The organism is Candidatus Acidulodesulfobacterium ferriphilum (assembly GCA_004195035.1).
GTDB lineage: Bacteria > SZUA-79 > SZUA-79 > Acidulodesulfobacterales > Acidulodesulfobacteraceae > Acidulodesulfobacterium > Acidulodesulfobacterium ferriphilum.
On the sequence record SGBD01000001.1, the window covers coordinates 487118 to 505780 of the forward strand.

26 protein-coding genes are annotated in these 18663 nt (G+C 39.0%); all 26 read right to left on the reverse strand.

The window, feature by feature from the left end:
• Nucleotides 1-24: 24 nt before the first annotated feature.
• Entirely contained in the window at nt 25-1329 is a 1305-nt protein-coding gene (gene secY / locus EVJ47_02435) for a preprotein translocase subunit SecY (protein ID RZD15150.1), read from the reverse strand.
• A complete protein-coding gene (locus tag EVJ47_02440; protein RZD15151.1) occupies nt 1329-1763 on the reverse strand; it encodes a 50S ribosomal protein L15 in 435 nt (144 codons plus the stop codon). Before EVJ47_02440 ends, secY begins: the two co-directional genes overlap by 1 nt.
• Nucleotides 1764-1788: 25 nt before the next feature.
• Nucleotides 1789-2283 (reverse strand): 30S ribosomal protein S5, encoded by a 495-nt coding sequence (locus EVJ47_02445; protein ID RZD15152.1) that lies wholly within the window; start codon nt 2281-2283, stop codon nt 1789-1791.
• Between the two features lie 9 nt (nt 2284-2292).
• The gene (locus tag EVJ47_02450) at nt 2293-2649 is read right to left on the reverse strand and encodes a 50S ribosomal protein L18 (protein RZD15153.1); all 357 of its coding nucleotides are present in this window, start codon (nt 2647-2649) and stop codon (nt 2293-2295) included.
• 27 nt (nt 2650-2676) lie between these two features.
• On the reverse strand, nt 2677-3216 hold the full coding sequence (locus tag EVJ47_02455; GenBank protein ID RZD15154.1) for a 50S ribosomal protein L6: 540 nt from the start codon (nt 3214-3216) through the stop codon (nt 2677-2679).
• Nucleotides 3217-3249: 33 nt separating this feature from the next.
• Nucleotides 3250-3648, reverse strand: a complete 399-nt coding sequence (locus EVJ47_02460; GenBank protein ID RZD15155.1) for a 30S ribosomal protein S8 — start codon at nt 3646-3648, stop codon at nt 3250-3252.
• Between the two features lie 47 nt (nt 3649-3695).
• On the reverse strand, nt 3696-3881 hold the full coding sequence (locus EVJ47_02465; protein RZD15156.1) for a type Z 30S ribosomal protein S14: 186 nt from the start codon (nt 3879-3881) through the stop codon (nt 3696-3698).
• A gap of 12 nt (nt 3882-3893) precedes the next feature.
• On the reverse strand, nt 3894-4436 hold the full coding sequence (locus tag EVJ47_02470) for a 50S ribosomal protein L5 (GenBank protein RZD15157.1): 543 nt from the start codon (nt 4434-4436) through the stop codon (nt 3894-3896).
• A 17-nt stretch (nt 4437-4453) separates the two neighbouring features.
• Nucleotides 4454-4768: a 50S ribosomal protein L24 gene (locus EVJ47_02475; protein RZD15158.1), complete on the reverse strand. Its 315-nt coding sequence runs from the start codon at nt 4766-4768 to the stop codon at nt 4454-4456.
• Nucleotide 4769: 1 nt separating this feature from the next.
• Nucleotides 4770-5138 carry a 50S ribosomal protein L14 gene (locus EVJ47_02480; GenBank protein ID RZD15159.1) on the reverse strand — a complete coding sequence of 123 codons (369 nt, stop codon included), beginning with the start codon at nt 5136-5138 and terminating at the stop codon, nt 4770-4772.
• Nucleotides 5139-5164: 26 nt separating this feature from the next.
• Nucleotides 5165-5410, reverse strand: a complete 246-nt coding sequence (locus tag EVJ47_02485) for a 30S ribosomal protein S17 (protein RZD15160.1) — start codon at nt 5408-5410, stop codon at nt 5165-5167.
• On the reverse strand, nt 5407-5604 hold the full coding sequence (locus EVJ47_02490) for a 50S ribosomal protein L29 (GenBank protein ID RZD15161.1): 198 nt from the start codon (nt 5602-5604) through the stop codon (nt 5407-5409). The genes EVJ47_02485 and EVJ47_02490 overlap by 4 nt, the downstream gene beginning before the upstream one ends.
• A gap of 3 nt (nt 5605-5607) precedes the next feature.
• Complete coding sequence (locus EVJ47_02495) at nt 5608-6021, reverse strand: 50S ribosomal protein L16 (protein ID RZD15162.1); 414 nt, start codon at nt 6019-6021, stop codon at nt 5608-5610.
• Between the two features lie 46 nt (nt 6022-6067).
• Nucleotides 6068-6703, reverse strand: a complete 636-nt coding sequence (locus EVJ47_02500; protein ID RZD15163.1) for a 30S ribosomal protein S3 — start codon at nt 6701-6703, stop codon at nt 6068-6070.
• A 15-nt stretch (nt 6704-6718) separates the two neighbouring features.
• The gene (locus tag EVJ47_02505) at nt 6719-7051 is read right to left on the reverse strand and encodes a 50S ribosomal protein L22 (protein ID RZD15164.1); all 333 of its coding nucleotides are present in this window, start codon (nt 7049-7051) and stop codon (nt 6719-6721) included.
• 17 nt (nt 7052-7068) lie between these two features.
• On the reverse strand, nt 7069-7371 hold the full coding sequence (locus EVJ47_02510) for a 30S ribosomal protein S19 (protein ID RZD15165.1): 303 nt from the start codon (nt 7369-7371) through the stop codon (nt 7069-7071).
• Between the two features lie 24 nt (nt 7372-7395).
• Complete coding sequence (locus EVJ47_02515) at nt 7396-8223, reverse strand: 50S ribosomal protein L2 (protein RZD15166.1); 828 nt, start codon at nt 8221-8223, stop codon at nt 7396-7398.
• A 16-nt stretch (nt 8224-8239) separates the two neighbouring features.
• Nucleotides 8240-8527, reverse strand: a complete 288-nt coding sequence (locus EVJ47_02520; GenBank protein RZD15167.1) for a 50S ribosomal protein L23 — start codon at nt 8525-8527, stop codon at nt 8240-8242.
• Complete coding sequence (locus tag EVJ47_02525; protein RZD15168.1) at nt 8524-9159, reverse strand: 50S ribosomal protein L4; 636 nt, start codon at nt 9157-9159, stop codon at nt 8524-8526. Before EVJ47_02525 ends, EVJ47_02520 begins: the two co-directional genes overlap by 4 nt.
• Before the next feature lie 32 nt (nt 9160-9191).
• On the reverse strand, nt 9192-9839 hold the full coding sequence (locus EVJ47_02530) for a 50S ribosomal protein L3 (GenBank protein RZD15169.1): 648 nt from the start codon (nt 9837-9839) through the stop codon (nt 9192-9194).
• 21 nt (nt 9840-9860) lie between these two features.
• Nucleotides 9861-10172 carry a 30S ribosomal protein S10 gene (locus EVJ47_02535; protein RZD15170.1) on the reverse strand — a complete coding sequence of 104 codons (312 nt, stop codon included), beginning with the start codon at nt 10170-10172 and terminating at the stop codon, nt 9861-9863.
• 39 nt (nt 10173-10211) lie between these two features.
• Nucleotides 10212-11402: an elongation factor Tu gene (gene tuf / locus EVJ47_02540; GenBank protein ID RZD15171.1), complete on the reverse strand. Its 1191-nt coding sequence runs from the start codon at nt 11400-11402 to the stop codon at nt 10212-10214.
• Between the two features lie 20 nt (nt 11403-11422).
• A complete protein-coding gene (gene fusA, locus EVJ47_02545) occupies nt 11423-13504 on the reverse strand; it encodes an elongation factor G (GenBank protein ID RZD15172.1) in 2082 nt (693 codons plus the stop codon).
• Nucleotides 13505-13516: 12 nt separating this feature from the next.
• Nucleotides 13517-13987: a 30S ribosomal protein S7 gene (locus EVJ47_02550; GenBank protein ID RZD15173.1), complete on the reverse strand. Its 471-nt coding sequence runs from the start codon at nt 13985-13987 to the stop codon at nt 13517-13519.
• A gap of 25 nt (nt 13988-14012) precedes the next feature.
• Nucleotides 14013-14384, reverse strand: a complete 372-nt coding sequence (locus EVJ47_02555; GenBank protein ID RZD15174.1) for a 30S ribosomal protein S12 — start codon at nt 14382-14384, stop codon at nt 14013-14015.
• Between the two features lie 165 nt (nt 14385-14549).
• Nucleotides 14550-18656 carry a DNA-directed RNA polymerase subunit beta' gene (rpoC, locus tag EVJ47_02560; GenBank protein ID RZD15548.1) on the reverse strand — a complete coding sequence of 1369 codons (4107 nt, stop codon included), beginning with the start codon at nt 18654-18656 and terminating at the stop codon, nt 14550-14552.
• Nucleotides 18657-18663 lie beyond the last annotated feature (7 nt).

Genomic DNA, 18663 nt, shown 5'->3' on the forward strand with positions numbered 1-18663 from the left:
GTTAATTAAAAAATCGGGATATTATTATCTCTTTTTTGAAACTTTTTTAAGCAAACTATCATAATTCCTGTATAATAAATGTGATTGAATCTGAACTATGGTATCCATCGCCACAACCACTACTATCAAAAGCCCTGTTCCTCCAAAGTAAAACGGGACATGAAATTTATTAATTAAAATAGTAGGCAATAAACAAATTGCCGAAACATAAATAGCTCCGATAAATGTAACCCTGTTTAAAATTTTATCGATGTAATGGGCGGTGGATTTACCCGGTTTAATTCCCGGAATATTCCCGCCGTATTTGCGTAAATCATCTGCAACATCATCGACTTTAAATGTAATTGCGGTATAAAAATAACAAAAGAAAAAAATTAATGCAACGAACAGTATATTATACACCAAACCTGTAGGGTTTAAATAACTTGATATTCCCTCGAAAGCCGGAAGTTTAATAAAATTTGCAATGGTAGCAGGAAAAAGAAGTATCGACATCGCAAAAATAGGAGGAATGACGCCCGGCGTATTAACTTTTATCGGGAGATAACTGCTTTGACCCGAATATAATTTCCTCCCAACCATTTTTTTAGCGTACTGAACCGGTATTCTTCTTTGGGCAGACTCCACAAAAACAATAAATCCTATTACAAGAATCATCATTGCGACAATCAGAATCAGAAGCATCACATTAAGTTCGCCGGTTTGAACGATCTTTATGGTATTTATCAATGCCGCTGGTATAGCGGCGACAATTCCCGCGAATATTATAAGGGATATGCCGTTTCCTATCCCGTGCTCCGAAATCTCTTCTCCTATCCACATTACAAAAACCGTACCGGCAGTTAAGGCTATTACCGATATCATCATAAAATTTAACCCCGGGTGGCCGACAACCGGCATTCCGCTGGGGCTTTTCATTAATTCGATGCCGTAGCTAATGCCGATAGACTGAAATAAGGAAAGAATAACCGTCCCATATCTTATATATTGCATAAATTTTTTTCTTCCTGCATCTCCGCCCTCTTTCTGCAATCTTTCTAACGAAGGAATAACCATGGGCAGCATTTGAAATATAATGGAAGAACTTATATACGGCATAATACCTAAGGAAAATATCGAGAATCTGGATAGCGCTCCCCCCGTAAACATATTAAAAAGCCCGAACAGATTGCTGTTCGAGGCATGGAAAAATTGCGTAAGGGCAACCGGATTAACACCTGGGGTCGTAATATAAACCCCGATTCTAAAAACTATGAACATTAAGAGCGTATAAAGAATACGGTTTCTTAATTCCGGAATTTTCCCTAAATTTTCAAAGCTTTGCGCCATTATATTATCCTTACGGCTCCACCATTATTCTCTATCTTTTCCTTTGCTTTTTTCGAGATTTTATTGCAAACTATATTCAATTTTCTATCAATCTCTCCGCTGCCCAAAAGCTTAAACCTCTTTTCGCCCTTTTTTAATATTCCGTTTTGTTTTAAAACATCTATATCGATATTCCCGTCTTTTAGATTTGCCAGGGCATCAAGGTTAACTATGGCATATCGTTCCTTTAATGGATTATTGAATCCTCTTTTGGGAACCCTTCTAATGTACGGCATCTGCCCGCCTTCAAAACCCGGCCTGACGCCGCCGCCGGCTCTTGCATTCTGACCTTTATTGCCTTTTCCCGATGTCTGACCGTGTCCCGATCCCGAACCCCTTCCTAATCGCTTTCTTTTTTTGTTATTATGTTTGCCGAATTCGCTTAAATTTATCATTTTATTTATATTCCTCTATTATTACTTACGATAATGACTTATTCTTTCTTCTTTTCAATAATTCGCCCTTAAAATAAAACGACGATATACATTTCAATGTGGCATTGGCGACATTGTGAGGATTTGATGAACCGATAGATTTTGCGTAAACATTCTTAATCCCCGAAAGCTCAAATATTGCTCTCATTGCTCCGCCTGCGATAATACCTGTCCCTTCAGGCGCGGGTTTCATAAACACATAACCCGCTCCATCCTTGCCATACTGCTCATGGGGAATAGTGTTCTTATGAACTTTAACCCTTATCATATTCTTTTTGGCCTGCTCCGAACCCTTGCGAATCGCTTCCGGCACCTCTTTTGCCTTACCGAGTCCGATTCCGACAAAATTTGCTTCCGGATCGCCAACGACAACTAATGCGGAAAAGCCAAACCGCCTCCCTCCTTTAACAACCTTAGCAACCCTGGAAACATGGATTACTTTATCCTGAATATTTAAATCTTCAATGCCTGTTTTTTGCAAATTACCCTCCTAAAAATTCAAACCATTTTCTCTTGCGGCGTCGGCAAGGGCTTTCACTCTCCCGTGATAAATATAGCCGTTTCGATCAAATGCAACCTCTGTTATAGATTTTTGCACACATAATTCAGCTATTTCGCTTCCCACAATTTTTGCGGCAGGTATATTTCCCGCATGACCTTTAATTTTACCTTTTAATTCTTTTGAAAGCGACGAAACCTGCGCAAGGACTTTATTGTCAGGCGAAAACACCTGCGCATATATATTGTTTAAACTTTTAAAAACGCATAATCTCGGTTTTGTACTATTTTTTAAAACCTTATTTATATGCGCCTTTCTACGGGATCTTTTTTCACTTTTACCTTTCATAGAATATTCCTTTATTTTTCTATTTATTTATTTTCCTGAAGCCTTGCCAACCTTTCTTTTAATAATTTCGCTTGAATACTTAATGCCTTTCCCCTTATAAGGCTCCGGCTTTCTTAAACTCCGAATCCTTGAAGCAACAAATCCCACAAGCTCCTTATCGTAGCCTGAAATTTTCAATAAGGTATTTTTCTCGACGCTTATGCCGATCCCTTCCGGAATTATAAAACTTATCGGATGCGAAAATCCCAAATTTAAAGACAGATTTTTACTCTTAATTTCCGCTCTATACCCGACTCCGACAATTTCCAGCTCCTTTGTAAATCCGTTAACAACGCCGCTAATAGAATTTGCGATGATTGTTCTTGTTAAGCCCGTATATTTTTCGAAATCGCGGTTGTCATCCTTTAATGCCACGGATATACTTGACCCGTCTATTTTTACTATTACGCCTTCGGGAAGTTTTTTTGTTAATTTCCCCAAAGGTCCCGTACATGTAAATAAATTACCCGCAATGCCCGCGGAAACATTTTTGGGAATCTCGATAGCTTTTTTACCTATTCTAGACATTTTGCCGACACCTTATTTAATTTTTTTATCTTGTTAGAAAACTTTCAGCAGCGATAGTCCGCCGATATTTTTTTCCCTGCATTCGACATCCGACAAAATTCCTGCAGAGGTTGAAAATACTTCCATACCTAAGCCGTTTTTATATGACTTAATATCCAAGGCCCTTTTGTAAAATCTTAACCCTGGAGTACTTGTAACTTTAATATCGATGATGGTGGATTTTTTATTTTCAAAATAACTCAGCTTAATTTCTATGTTTTTAAAAGCGCTGTCTTTTATATTATTTATTGCATAATCATCGATAAAACCCTCTCTTTTAAGAATGACGCATATGTTTTCTTTGATCCCGGAATATGGTAAATTTACCCTTTCCTTACCCACTTTGTACGCATTTTTAATTCTTATAATCATATCAGATATTGGATATGTCATATTTTATTCATCCTCATTAAATACATTTAAATAAATTAAACTGTCTGCTACCAACTAGATTTTGTGACACCGGGAATGAGTCCCTTGCTCGACAAAGTTCTAAAACATATTCTGCACATATCGAACTTCCTGTAGTATCCTCTCGGTCTTCCGCATATCGGACACCTGTTGTGCGCGCGAACTTTAAACTTTGGCTTCCTGATCGCTTTAATAATCATAGACTTTTTTGCCATATATTTTGTCTCCTAATTTCTAAAAGGAAAATTAAACCCTTTTAAAAGTTTATATCCGTCATCATTATTTTTTGCAGTTGTTACTATCGTTATATTCATTCCCTTAATCTTGTCGATAAGTTCATAGCTTATTTCCGGAAATATCACCTGTTCCTTAACCCCAAATGTATAATTCCCATAGCCGTCAAAAGACTTCTTTGACAGGCCTTTAAAATCTCTAACCCTCGGAAGAGCTATGTTGATAAGTTTGTCGAAAAAGTCATACATCCTTTCATTTCTTAAGGTAACAAAGCACCCTATCTCCTGATTTTCCTTTAATTTGAAAGCTGCAATAGATTTTTTCGCCTTTGCGACCACGGGCTTCTGGCCCGATATTTTAGCAAGTTCCGTTATGGATTGCTCAATAATCTTTGAATTTGATGTTGCTTCCCCAAGACCCATATTAATGACGATTTTTGACAATTTAGGTATCTGGTGAACATTTTTATAACCTGTTTCTTCCATTAACTTAGGGGCAACCTCATTTTTATAAAATTCTTTATATCTCGAAGCCAATTTTAAATCCTCCAGAATTAAACTTCAGAACCGCACTTTTTACAAATTCTAATCTTCTTATTATTTTCATTAACTTTTACAGAAAACCTGACGGGTTTTTTGCATTTTGAGCAATAAAGCCCGATATTTGAAATATCTAATCCTGCTTCTTTGTCTATAATGCCGCCGGGTTCCTGAGCGCTTCTCGGTTTTATATGCCTTTTAATCATATTAATCTTTTCGATATAAACCCTGTTATCATCCTTATCGATACGAATGATTTTACCGACCTTACCCTTTTCTTTTCCTGTTAAAACCATAACGCTGTCGTTCTTTTTTAATCTTATAGTCATATTATAAAACCTCTGGCGCTAATGAGATAATTCTCATAAATTTTTTTGCTCTCAGTTCCCTTGCAACGGGTCCAAAAATACGCGTTCCTACGGGTTCATTCTGCGTGTTTATCAAAACTGCCGAATTGTTATCGAATCTTATGTAACTTCCGTCAGGGCGTTTTATTTCTTTTACAGTTCTTACAATCACCGCTTTAGAAACATCGCCTTTTTTAACCTTTGAATTAGGAATTGCTTCTTTTATAGAAACAACTATTATGTCTCCAATTTCGGCATATTTACGCTTTGATCCGCCGAGGACTTTAATGCACATGAGTTTCTTCGCCCCCGAGTTGTCGGCAGATCCTAATATTGTTTGCATTTGAATCATTATTATGGCCCCTCGTTTAATTTATCTTAATTTGCCTGTTTTTCAAGAATCTTTTTTAAATTCCACCTTTTCTCTTTGGATAACGGGCGCGTTTCAATAAATAAAACTTTATCCCCGATTTTTGCAGTATTTTTTTCATCATGAATCTTAAATTTCTTGTTCTTTTTTACATATTTCTTGTATAAAGGATGTTTCACGATATTAGAAACTACGGCAACAATCGTTTTATCCATTTTGTCGGAAGTCACAATGCCTATATAGGTTTTTTTCATAATTGCCTCCCGCCTCTTTCATTTAAAATCGTTTTTATACGCGCAATATCTTTTTTAACCGTTTTAATCCTTTTGGGATTTTCTAAAGAGCCTATAGACTTTTGGACAGTCAAGTTAAAAATTTCCTTTCTAAAATCGGTTTCTTTAACTAAAAGTTCATCATCATTCATCGCTTTAAGTTCATTATATTTCATATATTAAAACTCTCCTCTTTCTATAAATATCGTCTTAAGCGGTAATTTATGGGATGCCAGCCTTAGGGCCTCCTGTGCGATCTCTTTAGATATTCCTTCCATTTCATACAAAACTAATCCCGGCCTGGCAACGCACACCCATTCCTCAACGCTGCCTTTTCCTTTTCCCATTCTGGTCTCGGCGGGTTTTTTGGTAATCGGCTTATCGGGAAATATTCTTATCCAAATTTTACCGCCTCTTTTAACAAACCTTGTCATCGCAATTCTCGCAGCTTCAATTTGTTTTGAAGTTATATATCCGCATTCTATAACCTTGAGTCCGAAATCACCGAAGGCAAGAGTATTGCCTCTCGAGGCTTTTCCTTTCATCCTTCCCTTCATCTGCTTTTTATATTTAGTCTTAGCTGGCATTAACATATTTATTCACCTTTGGCTTTTTCTATTATTTCTATTAATTATAAAATTAAAGAACATCTCCTTTATATATCCACACTTTAATGCCGATTTTTCCGTATGTCGTATTGGCTTCCGCCGTACCATAGTTAATATCCGCCCTGAGGGTATGCAGCGGAACCCTGCCTTCGCGATACCATTCGGCTCTGGCAATTTCAGCCCCGGCAAGCCTGCCGCCGCAGGTAATTTTAATACCTTTCGCGCCGCTTTTCAACGCCATTGAAACACTTTTTTTCATCGCCCTCTTGAACGCTATTCTTTTTTCCAACTGGGAAGCAATGCCTTCCGCTACCAGAGTAGCATCGATTTCAGGCTTCTTTACCTCTATTATGTTTATATTGATGTCTTTATTTTTAATTTTAATAAGCCTTGCAAGCTCTGTTTTTAAATTTTCAAATTCGGAGGAACCCTTTTTCCCGTATATCATTCCCGGTCTGGCAGTATATATATCGATAATTAATTTTTCGGCCTTTCTGCTGATATTAATTTTAGATACCCCCGCCGAGTAAAGTTTTTTCTTTAAGAAATCCCTGATTTTTAAATCCTCATGCAAAAAAGTAGAGTAATTGCGATCACTATACCATATCGAATTCCAGGATTGATTGATTCCTATTCTTAATCCAGTTGGATTTACTTTCTGCCCCAAAATTAACCTCCGATTTTAAATTTCCGCAAGAACTATTTTAATGTTACTCATACGCTTCTTAATTGTAGCGCCTCTTCCCATAGCTTTCGGCATTAGCCTTTTAAGAGAAAACGACATATCGACGCTGATTTTAGAAATAATCAGGTTATCTATATCAACCCTTCCTGTACTTGAAGCATTTGCTAACGCTGATTTTAAGAGCTTATATACGGTAAGCGACGATTTTTTTTTTGTAAACTTAAGTATATTAAGAGCGTCATAGACCTTCTTCCCCCGTATCAGGTCAACCACAAGTCTGGCCTTCTGAGGAGAAACCTTAATATATTTTGCTTCAGCTTTAAACTCCATCTTTAACCCCTTTATATTTATTTTGCAGCAGGACGACCGCTGGATTTAACCTTGGCTTTTCTATCCCCTGAATGCATGGTAAAAGTTCTGGTCGGCGAAAATTCGCCAAGCTTATGCCCAACCATATTTTCGCTGACAAATACGGGAATAAATTTTTTACCGTTATGAACGGCAAATGTAAATCCAACCATAGATGGCAAAATAGTAGATCTTCTAGACCAGGTTTTTATAATTTTTTTATCGTTAGTCTCGAATGCCTTTTCCACCTTTTCTATAAGCGATTCATCGGCGAAAGGTCCCTTTTTAATCGATCTGGCCAAAATCAAACTCTCCTTTAATAAATTTTATTTAACTTTTCTTCTAGATATTATGTATTTTGATGTTCTCTTGTTTTTTCTTGTTTTAAAACCTTTAGTAGGAACACCCCACGGGGTAACCGGATGACGCCCGCCGGAAGTTTTTCCCTCTCCTCCGCCGTGCGGATGATCTATCGGATTCATAGCAACGCCTCTAACAGACGGCCTGATTCCTAACCATCTTGACCTGCCTGCTTTTCCAATACTGATATTCTCATGGTCTATATTTCCGATTTGGCCTATTGTGGCGCAACATCCCTCGAGAACCCGCCTGAACTCGCCTGACGGCATTTTAATTTGAGCATATCCGCCGTCTTTCCCCAGAAGCTCGGCATAAGCGCCTGCGCTTCTGACAAGTTTCCCTCCTGAATTAGGCTTTAATTCAACATTATGAATCATCGTGCCGACAGGAATATTGTGCAAAGGAAGACAGTTTCCCGGTTGTATATCCGCCTTTTCCGATGATATAACGCTATCCCCTTTTTTTAATCCGTCGGGACATAATATATACCTTTTCTCGCCATCGATATAATTTAAAAGGGCAATCCTTGCAGACCTATTAGGATCGTACTCTATTTCCGCGACACGCGCCGGAATATCTCTCTTATCCCTTTTAAAATCGATAATCCTGTATCTCTTTTTATGGCCGCCGCCCTGGTGGCGGGTTGTTACCCTTCCATTATTGTTTCTTCCCGAATTTTTCTTATATTTGGATAACAGTTTCTTTTCTGGATAATCCCGCGTAATTTCAGAAAAATCTGAAACAGTTTGAAATCTTCTTCCGCTGGATGTAGGTTTATATTTTTTTAATTGCATTCCTATTGTCTCCCGATTAAGCCTCTAAAGCAGAAATTCTTTGGCCGTCTTTAAGTTTAACATAAGCCTTTTTAAAATTTGATAATTTACCGGTATATTTTCCAACCCGCCTGTATTTACCCCTGTTAATCAGGGTATGAACATTTTCTACTTTCACATTAAAATATTTTTCCACCATATCTTTAATATCTTTTTTATTTGCCTTTTTATTAACATTAAAAACATAGGTATTATTTGTTTCTCTTATCCCCAGACTTTTTTCGGAGAGCAGCGCCTTTTCAATAACGGCATATAATTCTTTCATATCGCAAGATTCCTCTCTAATTCTTCATTGGCTTTTACGCTAATTAATATCTTCTTATACTTAAGTAAATCGATAATATTAATTTCATTTACATTAGTTGCTTTAAAATCAGCAAGATTTCTTGTTGATTTAACAATTTTATCGTTAATATTAGTGGATGGCAATATAACTAACCCCTTTTCGATGCCGAATTTACTAAAAAATTTTACCATTTCTTTAGTTTTAATTTCAGGAATATCAAAATCCTCGATAAAAGTTAGCCGTCCCTCTTTAAAAAGATATGACAACGCAGACTTCACCGCGGCTTTTCTCGCCTTTTTCGGCATATCCTTTTTATAATTTTTCTCATTTTTTGGACCAAAAATGGTTCCGCCGCCCTTCCATAAAGGAGACCTTATCGAACCTGCCCTTGCCCTTCCCGTTCCCTTTTGCTTCCATGGCTTAATCCCGCCACCCGAAACAATTTTTCTGTTTTTGGTGGAAGCCAAACCAAGCCTTTTATTTGCCAGAGTTAATAAAACATATTCTTTTATTAACGCCTCTTTCACGGGATATGAATAAACAATTTCATTCAACTCGATATCCCCGACCTTTTCATTATTTTTGTTTACGACATTTACTTTCTCAGACATTATAAATCCTTCTTAATTTATTAATTAAAGAATTACTTATTCAGTTTTCTTCCCGACTCATCTGCCGCATATATATATAAAATGCCATTGCCTGCACCTGGAACGGAACCCTTGACATACAAAAGATTCTCGGCGGCATCGATTTTTATAACTTTCAAATTTAATACGGAACATTTATCATTCCCCATATGTCCGGGCATTTTTAATCCTTTAAATACTTTCGAAGGAAATGACGATTGGCCTATGGAACCAGGCGCTCTATGAAACATTGAGCCGTGCGTATCCCTGCCGCCTGAAAAGCCCCATCTTTTTACAACCCCCTGATATCCCTTTCCTTTAGTAATCCCGCTAATGGACACCGACTTTGCCTCGTTAAAAACCGAGACATCTATCGTATCGCCTATGTTTAAGGCATCGACATCCGAATCTCTAAATTCCTTCAGTACTTTTAACGGAGATATATTATTTTTTGTAAATTTGCCGAGAACAGGCTTTTTTACCCTATAAGATTTTACTTCTTCAAATCCTAATTGTATGGCATTATATCCGTCGGTTTGTTTATTTTTTTTTGCCACGACCGTACATGGTCCCGCTTTAATGACGGTAACGGGAACAATCATTCCCTCTTCGTTAAACAGCTGCGTCATTCCAATCTTTTTTCCAATCAGTGCTTTTATCATATATAAGGCTCCAACATGAAATTAAATCTGCTTAATATCCACATCGATACCTGCCGAAAGATCCAGCTTCATTAAGGCATCGATAGTAGCTTGATTTGGCTCTAATAAGTCGATAATTCTTTTATGCGTTCTCATTTCGAACTCCTCTCTCGATTTTTTATCTACATGGGGAGACCTTAAAACGCAATATTTATTAATTTTAGTAGGCAGAGGTATCGGACCGCTGACTTTGGAACCGGTGCGTTTTGCCGTTTCGACAATTTCTATAACCGATTGATCTAACAATCTATGGTCATATGCTTTAAGTCTGATTCTTATTTTTTGAATATCCATAATATCCTTTATTTTATATTACCCTTTTTTCTGTTTAAATTACTCTATAACCTCGGTTATAACCCCTGCACCTACAGTATGTCCTCCCTCTCTTATGGCAAACCTTAATTCCTTTTCGGCGGCTATCGGGGTAATGAGTTCTACGCTCATAGAAACATTGTCTCCCGGCATTACCATTTCGACGCCTTCCGGCAGCGTGCAAACCCCTGTAACATCCGTAGTCCTGAAATAGAACTGCGGACGGTAGCCGTTGAAGAACGGGGTATGGCGGCCGCCTTCTTCCTTGGTAAGAACATATGCCTCTACCTTAAACCTCTTATGGGGGGTTATGGAACCGGGTTTGGACAAAACCATGCCCCTTTCCACCTCTTCGCGCTTCTTGCCCCTTAAAAGAACGCCTATGTTGTCGCCTGCCTGTCCTTCGTCCAAGAGCTTCCTGAACATTTCTACGCCTGTTACGACTGTTTTGGATGTCGGAAGTATTCCGACAAGTTCGATTTCATCTCCGACCTTGACTATGCCTCTTTCTACCCTGCCCGTTGCAACGGTTCCCCTTCCCGATATGGAAAATACATCCTCGACCGGCATAAGGAACGGCTTATCTATATCCCTTTTCGGAAGCGGAATATATTCATCGACGGCATTCATAAGGTCAACTATCTTCTGCGTCCATTCGTTATCCGACTCCGCCTCGAGGGCCTTAAGGGCGGAACCCTTTACTACGGGAACAGAGTCCCCGGGAAAGTTATAGGAGGTTAAAAGCTCTCTTACTTCGAGTTCGACAAGCTCGAGAAGTTCGGGGTCGTCCACCATATCGACCTTATTTAAAAATACGACTATATAGGGAACGCCGACCTGACGGGCTAAAAGTATATGCTCCCTCGTCTGGGGCATAGGGCCGTCGGCTGCGGAAACCACAAGTATGGCTCCGTCCATCTGGGCGGCGCCGGTAATCATATTCTTAACATAGTCGGCGTGTCCCGGACAGTCGACATGGGCATAGTGCCTTTTATCGGTAGAATATTCGACATGGGATGTGGCAATCGTAATACCCCTTTCCTTTTCTTCGGGCGCATTATCAATCTGGTCATACGATTTAAAGGAAGCCTGGCCTTTTCTCGAAAGAACCTTTGTAATAGCGGCGGTTAATGTGGTCTTGCCATGGTCAACATGACCTATCGTGCCTATATTGACATGCGGCTTTGATCTGTCAAATTTCTCTTTGGACATTTAGTTCCTCCTGATTGTATCTATTTACCTTGCGATTTAGCGATAATTTCATCGGATATAACTTTTGGCACCTGTTCATATTTAAGAAATTCCATGGTATAATTGGCCCTGCCTTGTGTTTTAGATCTTAAATCGGTAGAATAACCAAACATTTCGGCTAAAGGAACCTCTGCATTTATGACCTGAATTCCTCCTCTTGATTCTAAATTAATAATCTTTCCTCTTCTTGAATTTAAATCCCCTATTACATCGCCCATAAATTCTTCGGGAACTAAAACCTCAACTTTCATTATCGGCTCAAGAAGCGCAGGGGAAGCCTTTTTAGCGCCGTCCTTAAATGCCATTGAAGCAGCAATCTTAAATGCCATTTCTGAAGAGTCAACCTCATGAAAAGACCCGTCATATACGGAAGCCTTAATATCGACCACAGGATAACCGGCCAAAACCCCGCTTGTTAAAGCCTCTGCAATACCTTTATTGATAGCAGGTATATATTCTGTGGGAATAACGCCGCCTTTTATTTTATTAACAAATTCATAACCTGCGCCTTTTCCGAGAGGCTCAAGCTCAAGCCATACATGGCCATATTGGCCTCGGCCGCCTGATTGTCTGATAAACTTGCCTTCCGATTGAACTTTTTTATTTATTGTTTCTTTGTACGCAACCTGAGGTTTGCCTACATTTGCATCGACCTTAAATTCTCTTGTTAATCTATCGACTATTATTTCAAGATGAAGCTCGCCCATACCCGAAATTATAGTCTGCCCTGTTTCTAAATCGGTTTTAACCCTAAAAGACGGATCTTCTACTGTTAATTTTTGCAGCGACAGTCCTAATTTTTCTTGATCCGCTTTAGTCTTCGGTTCGATAGCGACGGATATAACCGGATCGGGAAATTCCATCGATTCAAGAACTATCGGATGGGAATCATCGCAAAGGGTGTCCCCCGTAATAGTGCTTCTTAACCCGACGGCAGCGGCAATATCCCCTGCATGAACCTCTTTTACTTCCTCCTTTTTATTTGCGTGCATCCTTAAAAGCCTTCCAATTCTTTCTTTGGAATCCTTAACAGAATTATAAACATACGACCCCGAAGAAAGGACGCCTGAGTAAACCCTGATATATGTCAGCTGGCCTGTATAAGGATCCGATGCAATTTTAAAGGCTAACGCCGAAAAAGGCTCGTCATCGGAGGCATGCCTCGTTTCTTCTTTTTCTGTTTTAGGATTTATACCCTTAATAGGCGGCACTTCCACAGGAGAAGGCAGGTAGTCGATTACGGCATCCAGCAACGGTTGCACGCCTTTATTTTTAAATGCCGACCCGCAAAATACGGGAACAAGCTTAAACTCTAGCGTTGCTTTCCTTATCGCTTTTTTAGCTAAATTAATATCGATATCTTCGCCCGCTAAATATTTTTCCATCAGGGCGTCATCAAAATCGCACGCCTTTTCAATAAATTCGTCATGATATTTTTTTGATTCTTCAAAATAGTCCTGGGGAATATCTATTGCGTCATACTCTGCCCCGAGGCTTTCATTCTTATAAACAAATGCTTTCATTGTAGCAACATCGATAATACCTTTAAAATTATCTTCAAGACCCAGCGGAATTTGCATAACAACGGGTGTTGAATTAAGTCTTTTCCTGATCATATCCACGCATCTAAAAAAATTTGCGCCGGTTCTGTCCATCTTATTCACGAAACATATTCTTGGCACTTTATATTTATCGGCTTGCCTCCAAACTGTCTCGGATTGCGGTTCGACTCCTGCGACACCGTCAAATACGGCTACTGCTCCATCCAAAACCCTTAAGGATCTTTCTACCTCTATTGTAAAATCAACATGCCCCGGGGTATCTATTATATTTATCCTGTTGTTTTTCCAAAAACATGTGGTAGCAGCAGATGTGATTGTTATTCCTCTTTCCTGCTCCTGCTCCATCCAATCCATCGTGGCCGTTCCATCGTGAACCTCGCCAATTTTGTAGTTGACCCCCGTGTAATACAAAATCCTTTCGGTAGTTGTGGTTTTACCTGCGTCAATATGTGCCATAATGCCTATATTTCTTGTTTTTTCTAAAGGTATTTTATCTGCCATTTAGCCCTCTTATTACCATTTAAAATGTGCAAAAGCCTTATTCGCTTCAGCCATTTTAAATGTATCCTCCTTCTTTTTAATTGAACTTCCCCTGTTGTTTGCGGCATCCAATATTTCAAGGGCTAAATTCTCTTCCATGGATTTTTCGCTTCTTGCTCTGGCATATCCTATAATCCATCTTATTGCTAAGTATAATCTTCTATCGCTTCTTACCTCGACAGGGACTTGATAGTTAGAACCTCCTATCCTTCTGGCCTTTACTTCAAGAACAGGTTTAACATTGTCAATAGCCTGCCTAAAAATCTTAAGACCGTCATCTTTAGTCTTTTCATGGATTATATCAAGCGATTTATAGAATATTTTTTCACTCACGCTCTTTTTTCCGTTATACATAAGTTTATTTATAAACTTTTGCACAACCTTATCATTGAACTTTGGGTCGCTTTCGATAACCCTTTTAACAGCCCTTTTTCTCCGAGACAATTTTAACTCCTCACTTTATATACTATTATTTAGTTCTTTTAGCCCCATATTTGGATCTGCTTTGTTTTCTTCCGTTTACGCCGACGCAGTCAAGAGTCCCTCTAATTATGTGATACCTTACGCCCGGCAAATCTTTAACCCTTCCGCCCCTTATCAATACTACCGAGTGTTCCTGCAAATTATGTCCCTCTCCTGGAATGTACGAAGTTACCTCCATGCCGTTGGTTAACTTAACCCTCGCAACCTTACGAAGCGCTGAGTTAGGTTTTTTTGGGGTGGTGGTATAAACCCTAACACAAACTCCCCTTTTTTGAGGAGATCCTTTTAGGGCAGGGGAAGAGGTTTTCTTTAATACCTTCTTTCTCGCACTCCTGATTAATTGATTTACGGTTGGCACAATATCTCCTTAGCTAACTAAATTATTAAATTATATTTTTAAAAATTAAATACTTTTAACCTTATCGGTTTTCCTAAAACAATTTATGGAATTATTTATGGAATTTTAGATTCTAATATTTAATTACTTTTTTGTCAAGATTTTTTTGCATTTCCAATTAAAAAATTATACTACCTCGACATCAAGGGCTAAATACTTCGTGGAGCCGGTACCCGCAGGTATAAGCCTTCCCATAATAACATTTTCCTTAAGTCCTCTCAAATGGTCTATTTTACCATGAATAGCCGCTTCGGTCAGGACCTTTGTGGTTTCCTGGAATGATGCGGCAGAAATAAAGCTTTCGGTACTTAACGAGGCTTTGGTTATACCCATTAATTCAGGCTCGGCTATGGCAGGATTTCCGCCTTCATTTATAATCCGTTCATTTTCTGCATCGAACAAATTTTTATCCACAACTTCATCCTCAAGGAATCTGGAACTTCCTGCATTTTTAATTCTTACATTTTTTAGCATCTGTCTTACTATAACTTCGATATGCTTATCATTTATTTTAACGCCTTGAAGTCTGTAAACCTCTTGAATTTCATCGACTAAAAATTTTGCGAGTTCTTTTTCTCCGAGAACTCTTAAAATATCGTGTGGATTAGGCGAACCATCCATTAAGGGCTCGCCGGCCTTAACATAATCCCCCTCATGAACGCTGACAAGTTTCCCCTTAGGAATTAAGTATTCTCTCGGCTCTCCGTTTACGGGTTCGATAATAACCCGTCTTTTACCCTTAAAATCCCGTCCAAAAGATATTTTGCCGCTTATCTCGGTTATAACAGCCCATTCCTTCGGCTTTCTGGCTTCAAACAGCTCCACCACTTTCGGCAAACCGCCTGTAATATCCTTAGTTTTAGTAGTCTCTCTCGGAATTCTTGCAATTATATCTCCTGCATAAACTTCATCCCCGTCTTGAACGGACAAATGCGACCCTATAGGCATCAAATAAGACTTTTCCTGATTAGCCGACTTAATAATTATTTTTGGCCTTAATGTTTGATCTTTAGGTTCGATGATAACCTTCCTCGATAAGCCGGATGTTTCATCGACCTGCTCCTGCATAGTTTCATTTTCTCTTATATCATCGAATCTTACTTTTCCGGAGATATCCGCAATTATCGGGTTAATGTATGAATCCCAATCGGCTAAAAGAGTATTTTTCTTAACCTTGGAATCGGGTTCAACTTTTATTTTCGAACCGTAAGTCAATTGAATTTTTTCTAATTCTCTTCCTAAGTCGTCTAAGATAACGATTTCGCCGTTTTTGTTCATAACAACATATTCATTATCTCTATTTTTAATAATATTAAGGTTATTAAATTTAACAATACCGTCATATTTATTTTCGATACTTGTCTGTTCCGATCTTCTTGAAGCAGTGCCTCCCACATGGAATGTTCTCATCGTCAGCTGCGTTCCGGGCTCGCCAATCGATTGCGCCGCCATAACGCCGATAGATTCCCCTATATTTACCAAATGGCCTCTGGCCAGGTCTCTTCCATAGCATTTTACGCACACGCCCTTTTGAGTCTTGCAAGTTAAAACGGATCTTATTTTAACGCTCTCTATGTGTGCATTTTCTATCAGCGATTGATGGGATTCCTGAATTTCCTCGTTGGCTTTGACAATCAGGCTGCCCGTAAACGGATCTATAATATCCTCCAAAGCAACCCTCCCCAGTATTCGATCTTCTATCGGTTCGATTACATCGCCGCTTTCTACTAAAGTCGAGACCACTATCCCGTCCATTGTATGACAATCATGTTCGGTTATGATAGTATCCTGGGCAACATCGACTAATCTTCTCGTTAAATAACCTGAATTAGCCGTTTTTAAGGCTGTATCCGCCAACCCCTTTCTTGCTCCGTGAGTAGAAATGAAATACTGCAGAACGGTAAGCCCTTCTCTAAAATTTGCAGTGATAGGCGTTTCGATAATTTCTCCCGAAGGCTTTGCCATTAATCCCCTCATTCCTGCAAGCTGCCTTATTTGCGCCTCGGAGCCTCTGGAACCTGAGTCCGCCATCATAAAAATAGAATTAAAGCTTTTCCCCGTAATTTTCTTGTTTTTTGTACCCCCTGAATATTCCTGCGTACCCAATTGATTCATCATAGCCATGGCAATTTCATCCGTAGCATTTGCCCATGTGTCAACAACTTTGTTGTACCGCTCTCCGTTTGTTATAAGGCCTTCTTTATAGCTATTTTCTATCTCTTCCACTTTTGCCGTAGCTTCTTTGATAACATTAATTTTTGCAGGCGGCACCTCCATATCGCTTATGCAAATGGATATGCCTGATTTGGTAGAGTATTCGTAACCTATCGACTTTAGCTTATCCGCCAGTATAACGGTCTTTTTCGGGCCGCATATCCTGAAGGCATAATCTATTAAGTTCGTAATTTCCTTTTTGGACATAAGTGTATTTACAAACGAAAAATCTATTTCACGCGGCATTATTTCATAAAGTATGACCCTTCCAACGGTTGTCGTCTCGATTTTATCATTAATCTTTACTTTTATGCGGGCATGCAAGCTCACAAACCCGTTGTCATAAGCAAATTTAACCTCATCGGGATTGGAAAATATCTTATCCTCTCCTTTTGCGAACGGGATCTCTCTCGTCATGTAATATAAGCCGAGCACTATGTCCTGAGAAGGAACTATAATCGGCTTTCCGCTTGCCGGCGAAAGTATATTATTGGTTGCCATCATCAAAACCCTTGCTTCAACCTGAGCCTCTATCGAAAGCGGAACATGGACAGCCATTTGATCTCCATCGAAATCCGCGTTAAATGCCGCGCAGACTAACGGATGCAAATGAATTGCCTTCCCTTCGACTAATACGGGTTCAAATGCTTGTATCCCCAGCCTATGAAGGGTTGGAGCCCTGTTTAGCAATACGGGATGCTCTTTAATTACCTCTTCTAAAACATCAAAAACCTCCGGCGCCTCTTTATCGACCAATTTTTTTGTGGTCTTAAGCGTATCGGTTACACCCTTTTGCAATAGCTTATGAAAAATAAACGGTTTAAAAAGTTCTATGGCCATTTTTTTAGGCAAACCGCATTGATGAAGTTTTAACTCTGGTCCTACGACTATAACCGACCTTCCGGAGTAATCCACTCTCTTGCCCAACAGATTAAGCCTGAATCTTCCTGTTTTTCCCTTTAGCATCTCGCTTAAGGACTTAAGCGGCCGTCTATTGGAGCCCATTATTACGCGGCCGCGCCGTCCATTATCAAAGAGCGCATCCACCGCTTCCTGGAGCATCCTTTTTTCATTTTTAATAATTATATCAGGGGCAGAAAGTTCTATAAGTTTTTTTAATCTGTTATTTCTATTTATAACTCTCCTGTATAAATCATTTAAGTCGGAGCTCGCAAATCTTCCGCCTTCAAGCGGAACCAAAGGGCGCAAATCAGGGGGAATAACGGGAATTACATCTAAAATCATCCATTCAGGTCTATTTCCTGATGTTTTAAACGCCTCAATTAGTTTTAATTGTTTTGCAAGTTTTTTCTTTTTAATGCCGTTCGGCAAATCTTTTATCTCTTCTTTTAGATTTTTAGATAAGGAATTGAGGTCGATTCCTTTAAGAAGTTCTTTTAAGGCTTCAGCGCCGATACCCGCCTTAAAATTATACCCCTCCTTTTGAATTTTTTGATAATTTTCCTCTGTTATAATATCTTTATATTTTAATCCAATTTTTGATGCATCACCCGGTTCTATAACAACATAAGACTCAAAATAAAGGACCTTTTCGATATCCTTAAGGGTCATATCAAGAATGCTTCCAATTCTTGAAGGCAGACTTTTAAAAAACCATATATGCGCCACGGGGGAAGCAAGTTCAATGTGCCCGAGCCTTTCTCTTCTAACTTTGGATGAAATAACTTCTACGCCGCACTTTTCGCACACTATGCCGCGATGCTTCATTCTTTTGTATTTTCCGCAATTGCATTCATAATCCTTGATCGGGCCAAAAATTCTAGCGCAAAAAAGTCCGTCCCGTTCCGGTTTTAATGTTCTATAGTTTATAGTTTCCGGTTTTTTGACCTCTCCATGCGACCATTTTTTTATTGTTTCAGGAGACGCGATTCCCAGCCTGATAGAATTAAAGCTTAGCGGATCTTTAATCCCCTCCCTGTCATTCAAAAAGAAATCTCTTTTATTTTTACCGTCAAATAATTTTTCAAGGTTTGGCTCCTTTTCCTCAATCTGAACCATATCTTCT

What these genes read in the sequence shown, in the direction of transcription:
- secY (RZD15150.1), bottom strand. Translation starts at nt 1,329, where the DNA reads ATGGCGCAAAGCTTTGAAAATTTAGGGAAAATTCCGGAATTAAGAAAC.
- EVJ47_02440 (RZD15151.1), bottom strand. Translation starts at nt 1,763, where the DNA reads ATGATAAATTTAAGCGAATTCGGCAAACATAATAACAAAAAAAGAAAG.
- EVJ47_02450 (RZD15153.1), bottom strand. Translation starts at nt 2,649, where the DNA reads ATGAAAGGTAAAAGTGAAAAAAGATCCCGTAGAAAGGCGCATATAAAT.
- EVJ47_02455 (RZD15154.1), bottom strand. Translation starts at nt 3,216, where the DNA reads ATGTCTAGAATAGGTAAAAAAGCTATCGAGATTCCCAAAAATGTTTCC.
- EVJ47_02460 (RZD15155.1), bottom strand. Translation starts at nt 3,648, where the DNA reads ATGACATATCCAATATCTGATATGATTATAAGAATTAAAAATGCGTAC.
- EVJ47_02465 (RZD15156.1), bottom strand. Translation starts at nt 3,881, where the DNA reads ATGGCAAAAAAGTCTATGATTATTAAAGCGATCAGGAAGCCAAAGTTT.
- EVJ47_02475 (RZD15158.1), bottom strand. Translation starts at nt 4,768, where the DNA reads ATGACTATAAGATTAAAAAAGAACGACAGCGTTATGGTTTTAACAGGA.
- EVJ47_02480 (RZD15159.1), bottom strand. Translation starts at nt 5,138, where the DNA reads ATGATTCAAATGCAAACAATATTAGGATCTGCCGACAACTCGGGGGCG.
- EVJ47_02485 (RZD15160.1), bottom strand. Translation starts at nt 5,410, where the DNA reads ATGAAAAAAACCTATATAGGCATTGTGACTTCCGACAAAATGGATAAA.
- EVJ47_02490 (RZD15161.1), bottom strand. Translation starts at nt 5,604, where the DNA reads ATGAAATATAATGAACTTAAAGCGATGAATGATGATGAACTTTTAGTT.
- EVJ47_02495 (RZD15162.1), bottom strand. Translation starts at nt 6,021, where the DNA reads ATGTTAATGCCAGCTAAGACTAAATATAAAAAGCAGATGAAGGGAAGG.
- EVJ47_02505 (RZD15164.1), bottom strand. Translation starts at nt 7,051, where the DNA reads ATGGAGTTTAAAGCTGAAGCAAAATATATTAAGGTTTCTCCTCAGAAG.
- EVJ47_02515 (RZD15166.1), bottom strand. Translation starts at nt 8,223, where the DNA reads ATGCAATTAAAAAAATATAAACCTACATCCAGCGGAAGAAGATTTCAA.
- EVJ47_02520 (RZD15167.1), bottom strand. Translation starts at nt 8,527, where the DNA reads ATGAAAGAATTATATGCCGTTATTGAAAAGGCGCTGCTCTCCGAAAAA.
- EVJ47_02525 (RZD15168.1), bottom strand. Translation starts at nt 9,159, where the DNA reads ATGTCTGAGAAAGTAAATGTCGTAAACAAAAATAATGAAAAGGTCGGG.
- EVJ47_02530 (RZD15169.1), bottom strand. Translation starts at nt 9,839, where the DNA reads ATGATAAAAGCACTGATTGGAAAAAAGATTGGAATGACGCAGCTGTTT.
- EVJ47_02535 (RZD15170.1), bottom strand. Translation starts at nt 10,172, where the DNA reads ATGGATATTCAAAAAATAAGAATCAGACTTAAAGCATATGACCATAGA.
- tuf (RZD15171.1), bottom strand. Translation starts at nt 11,402, where the DNA reads ATGTCCAAAGAGAAATTTGACAGATCAAAGCCGCATGTCAATATAGGC.
- fusA (RZD15172.1), bottom strand. Translation starts at nt 13,504, where the DNA reads ATGGCAGATAAAATACCTTTAGAAAAAACAAGAAATATAGGCATTATG.
- rpoC (RZD15548.1), bottom strand. Translation starts at nt 18,656, where the DNA reads ATGGTTCAGATTGAGGAAAAGGAGCCAAACCTTGAAAAATTATTTGAC.